Origin of the sequence: Calorimonas adulescens (assembly GCF_008274215.1) — a bacterium.
Lineage (GTDB): Bacteria > Bacillota > Thermoanaerobacteria > Thermoanaerobacterales > UBA4877 > Calorimonas > Calorimonas adulescens.
Genome location: NZ_VTPS01000039.1, coordinates 1 through 5,864 on the forward strand (window position 1 = coordinate 1; position 5,864 = coordinate 5,864).

At 40.6% G+C, this 5,864-nt stretch carries 5 protein-coding genes and 2 tRNA genes; 6 read left to right on the forward strand and 1 reads right to left on the reverse strand.

What is annotated here, in order from left to right; genetic code table 11:
• Positions 1-152 precede the first annotated feature (152 nt).
• Positions 153-227 (forward strand) — tRNA-Asn (locus FWJ32_RS13040).
• 9 nt (positions 228-236) lie between these two features.
• Positions 237-311, forward strand: a tRNA-Gly gene (locus FWJ32_RS13045).
• A gap of 77 nt (positions 312-388) precedes the next feature.
• On the opposite strand, the gene FWJ32_RS13050 is transcribed toward FWJ32_RS13045, so the two are convergent.
• A complete protein-coding gene (locus FWJ32_RS13050; protein ID WP_149546404.1) occupies positions 389-1,693 on the reverse strand; it encodes an Nramp family divalent metal transporter in 1,305 nt (434 codons plus the stop codon).
• A gap of 177 nt (positions 1,694-1,870) precedes the next feature.
• On the opposite strand from FWJ32_RS13050, the gene mntR reads away from it, so the two are divergent.
• The 4 genes from mntR (at position 1,871) to FWJ32_RS13070 (ending at position 5,733) form a co-directional block, all read left to right on the forward strand.
• Positions 1,871-2,353, forward strand: coding sequence for a transcriptional regulator MntR (mntR, locus tag FWJ32_RS13055; RefSeq protein WP_149546405.1), 483 nt, complete (start codon positions 1,871-1,873; stop codon positions 2,351-2,353).
• Between the two features lie 343 nt (positions 2,354-2,696).
• Positions 2,697-3,872 (forward strand): hypothetical protein, encoded by a 1,176-nt coding sequence (locus FWJ32_RS13060; RefSeq protein ID WP_149546406.1) that lies wholly within the window; start codon positions 2,697-2,699, stop codon positions 3,870-3,872.
• Between the two features lie 19 nt (positions 3,873-3,891).
• A complete protein-coding gene (locus FWJ32_RS13065) occupies positions 3,892-5,070 on the forward strand; it encodes a M20 metallopeptidase family protein (protein WP_203227781.1) in 1,179 nt (392 codons plus the stop codon).
• Between the two features lie 99 nt (positions 5,071-5,169).
• Positions 5,170-5,733 carry a uracil-DNA glycosylase gene (locus FWJ32_RS13070; RefSeq protein ID WP_149546408.1) on the forward strand — a complete coding sequence of 188 codons (564 nt, stop codon included), beginning with the start codon at positions 5,170-5,172 and terminating at the stop codon, positions 5,731-5,733.
• Positions 5,734-5,864 lie beyond the last annotated feature (131 nt).

Below are 5,864 nucleotides of genomic sequence, written 5' to 3' on the forward strand. Positions count from 1 at the left end.
CGGGGTCCCCCAAGAAGCTTGCTTTTTGGGGTGACAGTTAAGCCCTCCAGCGCCGATGGTACTCGCAAGGGGAGAGTAGGTCGCTGCCAGACTTTATATTAAAAAGGTGTTGATTTTGGCAGGAAAATAATCTATAATATATAATCAGATGTTCCTCAGTAGCTCAATGGTGGAGCGACCGGCTGTTAACCGGTAGGTTGCAGGTTCGAGCCCTGCCTGGGGAGCCATTTGTATATGCGGATGTGGCTCAGTGGTGGAGCATCGGCTTCCCAAGCCGAGGGTCGCGGGTTCGAATCCCGTCATCCGCTCCAGGAAAAGTCAAGGATTCGGAGTATTTTACAAAGTGCCCGAATCCTTTTTTGGTGCCCATTTGATGCCCAAATTTATTTCATATCTTTCCAACAAATGTAATAATAAGTAAAAGAGAATTGAACGCTATTGTCACCGATGCAATTATCCATCCTATCACTTTGGATAAGGGACTGTTTACAAAGTCTCCCATTAAATCTCTTCTGTTAGTTATTATGAGCATGGGTATGATTGCAAATGGAAGTGTAAAACTCAGTAAGACCTGGCTTAACACCAATGATTTCATTGGATTTAGGCCAGCCAAAATTATTATCATTGCCGGTATCATTGTTATTAACCTTTTCATCATGGAAGGAAATTTAATATTGATAAAACCGTCCATAACTGTTTCTCCGGCCATAGTACCCACAGCAGAGGAAGAAAAGCCAGATGCAAGAAGAGCTATGGCGAAGGCACTGCTTGATATTGGGCCAAGCAAGGGCTCGAGCGATCTATGGGCCTGTTCGATGGAATTTAATATCATTCCTTCTTTATAGAATACAGCTGCAGAGACAACTACTATCGCAGCATTTACTATAAAGGCGATGTTCATAGCAATTATTATGTCCGTCTTTTCCATTGCTAAGTGCTGTTTTTTTTGTTCTGTGTTAAGGCCTATGTTGCGCTCCTGCACCAACTGTGAATGAAGGTATATAACATGCGGCATTACCGTTGCTCCGAACATTCCTACGGCTATAAGCAATGCATTACTGTCAGGCAGTGATGGTATAAGCATATGTTTACCAATTTCTGCCCAATTGGGTTTTGCAAGAAATATCTCTAAACTATAAGCTATACATATTATTCCCACAAAAAATATTATTGTGGCCTCTATTGTACGTTGGCCATATTTTTGCAAATAGGTTATTGCAAAGGTAACTATGCTTGTAACTAATCCAGCTACAGGGAGAGGAATATTAAAGAGAAGATAAAATCCTAACGCAGCGCCGATAAACTCTGCTATTGTCGTTGCCATGCTTGCTAATTCTGCGGCAATCCATAATATTATGTTTACTCTCCTTGAGAAGACTATACTACATATTTCTGGAAGATTAAAGCCGGTTGCTATGCCAAGCTTGGCGGAATTGTATTGTAGAAAGATTGCCAATATATTGCTCCACAGTATCACCCAGATCAAATCATAGTTGTAGGTGGAGCCTCCGCTAATATTGGTTGCAAGATTACCTGGATCGATATATGCTACGCTGACTATAAAGGCTGGTCCGAGATATCTAAAGAGTTTCCTTATCCGGGCAACCATTTTTTCGATGGTTTTTCTTTCTGTACGGTATACATCAATTTTTACATTTTTATAGTCATGGACTATGTCATTTTCATTTTGCATAATACAGCCCCCTGCTAAAAGTAAGTTTATAAATTATACGAGATTAAACAAGTTAGTTATGGCTAAAATCCAGTTGCTATCTTAGTTTATGATACATGTTGAACTATGGTTACAGCCGATGATAATTAATAGTTTGAAAGCATATAATAGTGTGATAAATGATATAAGGTGGGTAATATGAAAAAAGATTTTTACACATTCAGCGAATATATGAAAAAGGATGATGACACCCTTACAGCCTCTATGGAGGACTATCTTGAAATGATTTACAGGCTATCTGATGAAAGTGGCTTTACAAGAATTCATGAACTGTCAGATGCCCTCAATGTGCAGCCTCCATCTGCTACCAAAATGGTACAAAAATTAGCAGAATTTAAACTTATAAAGTATGAAAAATATGGTGTAATAATGCTTGAGGAAAAAGGTAAGCAACTGGGTAAGGCTCTTATAAAGAGGCACAATATTATTTTTGACTTTTTAAACATACTTGGAGTATCGGAAACAGAGATATTAACCGAAACCGAAAAAATTGAGCATACCGTGAGCAGTCAAACCTTGCAATGTATCAATAATTTTATCAAATTTATGAATGAGAATCCTGACATAAAAAAAGAATTTATTCAATATGCTGAGTACTGCAAGTGCAGCAGATATGACTAAAGGGGCTTTGCCAATGGCAGATGCGTAATTGTCCTTTTTTATTAAATTATTTTATTCATTAAAAATTTATAGTGTTGGATTTTATTCATTTCTGTGCTAATATTTAATCATCAGAAGAGTATCTAAGGGTTCCGCCTTAATGGGTCTGTGACCGAGCGATACAGTCCAGTGTTATATGGATACACCGTGGGTGTAAAATACCCCAGCGGCAGGTTCTGATTTTGTCCTGCTTCTGGGTATTTTTATATTAATTATAGTTAAAGAATATAGGGGGGTGATGTCTAAGTCTAACAAACAGTTGTGATTTTATATAGAAATTATTATTGAAAAAAGGGGGATTTTGATGGAACCGATTGTTGCTTTAACAGTGGTGCTGGTAGTTTTTGCATTGGGTGATATAGTCTCAGCAAAGACAAGAGCCTTGCTCTCAATGCTTTTTGTAAGTTCTATTGTTTTATTAATTGGTTTCTGGCTTGGTTTGCCAAAGGATATTTTTCAATCATCACAGCTTGTAGGTATAGGCAGTGTACTTATTGGTCTATTAATCACCCATATGGGTACATTGATGGGAATTCAAGATTTAATCAAACAATGGAAGACAGTTATTATTGCATCAGGGGCAGTTGCAGGTATTGGCATATTTGTTCTTATACCTGGGAGCATGATATTTGGCAAACAGATTGCGGCAGTGGCTGCACCGCCTATAGCGGGAGGTGTCGTCGCTGCGTTAATGATGTCTGACGCGGCAAAAGCGAGCGGATATCCCGAACTGGCTGTTTTTGCTACAATGCTTTTAGTTGCCCAGGGTTTTATAGGGTATCCACTCTCGTCTATCTTCTTGACTAAAGAAGCCAAAAGGATTAAAAATAATAAGGGGAGGTATACAGGACTCCAGCTTGAGTCAAGTGCTGCAAAAGTTACAAACAGCAGAAATGGGTTTAAACTTCCCGCAATGCCAAAGGAGTTTCAGACTTCTTCCGTTTATCTTGCAAAGCTTGCTCTTGGTGCTTTAGCAGCCATTAAAATAGCAGCGCTTTTCCACAATGTGATACATCCATATGTATGGGCACTTTTTGTGGGGATTGCATTAAGAGAAATTGGGTTTCTTGAAGAAGATATATTTACAAAAGCTAACTCTTTTGGTATAGCTATGATTTCTCTTTTGGCCATAGTAATGGGAAATCTTTCTCAGGCTACCCCTCAAATGGTACTACAATACCTGTACCCCTTAGTTGGGACACTTGTATTAGGTGTAATAGGAATAGTGGTTTTTACCTTTATCCTTGGGAGATTGCTTGGTTATTCTTTTGAAATGGCTGCCACTATTGGGCTTACTGCACTTTACGGGTTTCCAGGTACATATATCCTGACCCAGGAGGCAGTGAAAGCTGTGGCGGAGAATGAAGAGGAAAATCAAATCATAATGAATGAGATACTTCCTAAAATGCTTGTAGCTGGTTTTGTTACCGTTACAATATCCTCAGTGGTGCTGGCAAGTATTTTTGTTAAATTTATATAATTTGGAAAGGATGGTTTGTGTGTTTGATGTTAAAAGGGAGTGTGAAGAACTTTTTGATGAGGTTGTAGCTATACGCAGGGACTTTCATAAACACCCTGAACTGGGTTTTCAAGAGGTGAGGACAGCCGGTATTGTTGCCGAAAAGCTGAGAGAATATGGCCTTGAGGTTAAGACAGGCATAAATAAGACAGGGGTAGTTGGTTTGCTTCGTGGTGCGCAGCCAGGAAAGACCGTGCTTTTGAGGGCAGATATGGATGCCTTAAAGGTGAATGAGGAGAATGAGTGTGATTATAAGTCTGAAATAGAAGGTGTTATGCATGCCTGTGGACATGATGCTCATACAGCTATGCTCTTAGTAGCAGCAAAGGTTTTATCAAGGCACAGGGATGAGATAAAGGGTAATATCAAGTTCCTTTTCCAGCCTTCAGAGGAAAATTTCCCCGGCGGGGCACTGGGTATGATAGAGGAGGGTGTTCTTGAAGATCCTCATGTGGACGCTGTTTTTGGGCAGCATGTATGGGCAGGTATCCCTTCTGGGAAAATCGGGGTGAGGCCAGGCCCGATTATGGCAGCACCTGATGAGTTCAGACTTACAATAAAAGGGAAAGGCGGCCATGGGTCTGCACCGCATCTTGGTGTAGATGCATTGGTGATTGGAGCTCAGGTGGTTTTGGCACTTCAGACACTGGTCAGCCGTGAGATTGACCCATTAAATCCTGCTGTGGTGTCCATAGGTACATTTAACAGCGGAACAGTTATGAACGCAATTCCGTCGGAAACAAAAATGACTGGTACTGTCAGGCTAACTGACCCTGAGCTTAGGAAAGAGATGCCTGATAAGATAGAGAGGATAGTAAAAGGTGTATGTGATGCCATGCGTGGTGAATACTCATTAGAGTATGTACATGGTTATCCACCAACAGTTAATGATCCTGAGATGACTGAGCTGGCTGGGGAGGCATTAAGAGAGGCTTTTGGAGAGGAAAATATAGTAGACCCAGGTATTTCTATGGGTGGAGAGGATTTCTCATATTTTCTGGAAAAAGTGCCTGGTAGTTTTATAATGCTTGGTATAACCAATGAAGAAAAAGGCATCGACAAAAACAACCATCATCCTAAGTTTGACATTGATGAAAATGCCTTGCCCTTAGGCGTAGAGGCTCTTGTACGCATCGCCTTGAAATTTTTAAATAGCTGATTGTTTAAGAGGACGGGAGACCGTCCTCTTAAACTTGCACTCGGAGTAAAGATTGGCTATAATAGAGAATGTGAATCTATATACATTCAGGTGATCTTAATGGCTCTTTTAAACCTAAAAGACCTGATAGAAGTCTGTAACTCATGCCAGAAATGTGATTTGGCTTCTACAAGGACCAATGTAGCATTTGGAGAGGGGAATCTACGGGCTAAACTCATGTTTATTGGAGAGGGACCTGGCGCTGAAGAGGACCTGCAGGGCCGCCCATTTGTTGGGAGGGCAGGAAGACTGCTGGATAAAATGCTTGGTGATGTTGGGCTGAGCCGTGAAGAGGTATACATAGCCAATGTGGTTAAGTGCAGGCCACCTGGCAACAGAGTGCCTACACAGGAAGAGGCGGAGGCTTGCCTTCCATACCTCAGAAACCAGGTTGCAATAATAAGACCTAAAATCATTGTGTGTCTTGGGGCTACGGCAATGACATACTGCATAGACAGGTCTCTAAAATCTATTGGCCCTGTAAGGGGAAAATGGTTTGATAGAAAGGGATGTAAGATGATGGCTACATATCACCCCGCAGCACTGTTGAGAGACCCCAGGAAACTTGACATAGCGATGGATGATTTTAGGTCAATAAAGAATCTGTATGATGCTATAGAGTGAGTGACTAACACCACAAAGTTTTAACAAAAGTGTGTCAATATCTTTTAAAAATGTCACCTAAAAATAGGCCAAAATGTGGTTAATTATCGCATGAAAATGTCACCTTAAAGAATCAAAATATGGGGGGCTTT

What these genes read in the sequence shown, in the direction of transcription:
- FWJ32_RS13060 (WP_149546406.1), top strand. Translation starts at nt 2,697, where the DNA reads ATGGAACCGATTGTTGCTTTAACAGTGGTGCTGGTAGTTTTTGCATTG.
- FWJ32_RS13050 (WP_149546404.1), bottom strand. Translation starts at nt 1,693, where the DNA reads ATGCAAAATGAAAATGACATAGTCCATGACTATAAAAATGTAAAAATT.
- mntR (WP_149546405.1), top strand. Translation starts at nt 1,871, where the DNA reads ATGAAAAAAGATTTTTACACATTCAGCGAATATATGAAAAAGGATGAT.
- FWJ32_RS13070 (WP_149546408.1), top strand. Translation starts at nt 5,170, where the DNA reads ATGGCTCTTTTAAACCTAAAAGACCTGATAGAAGTCTGTAACTCATGC.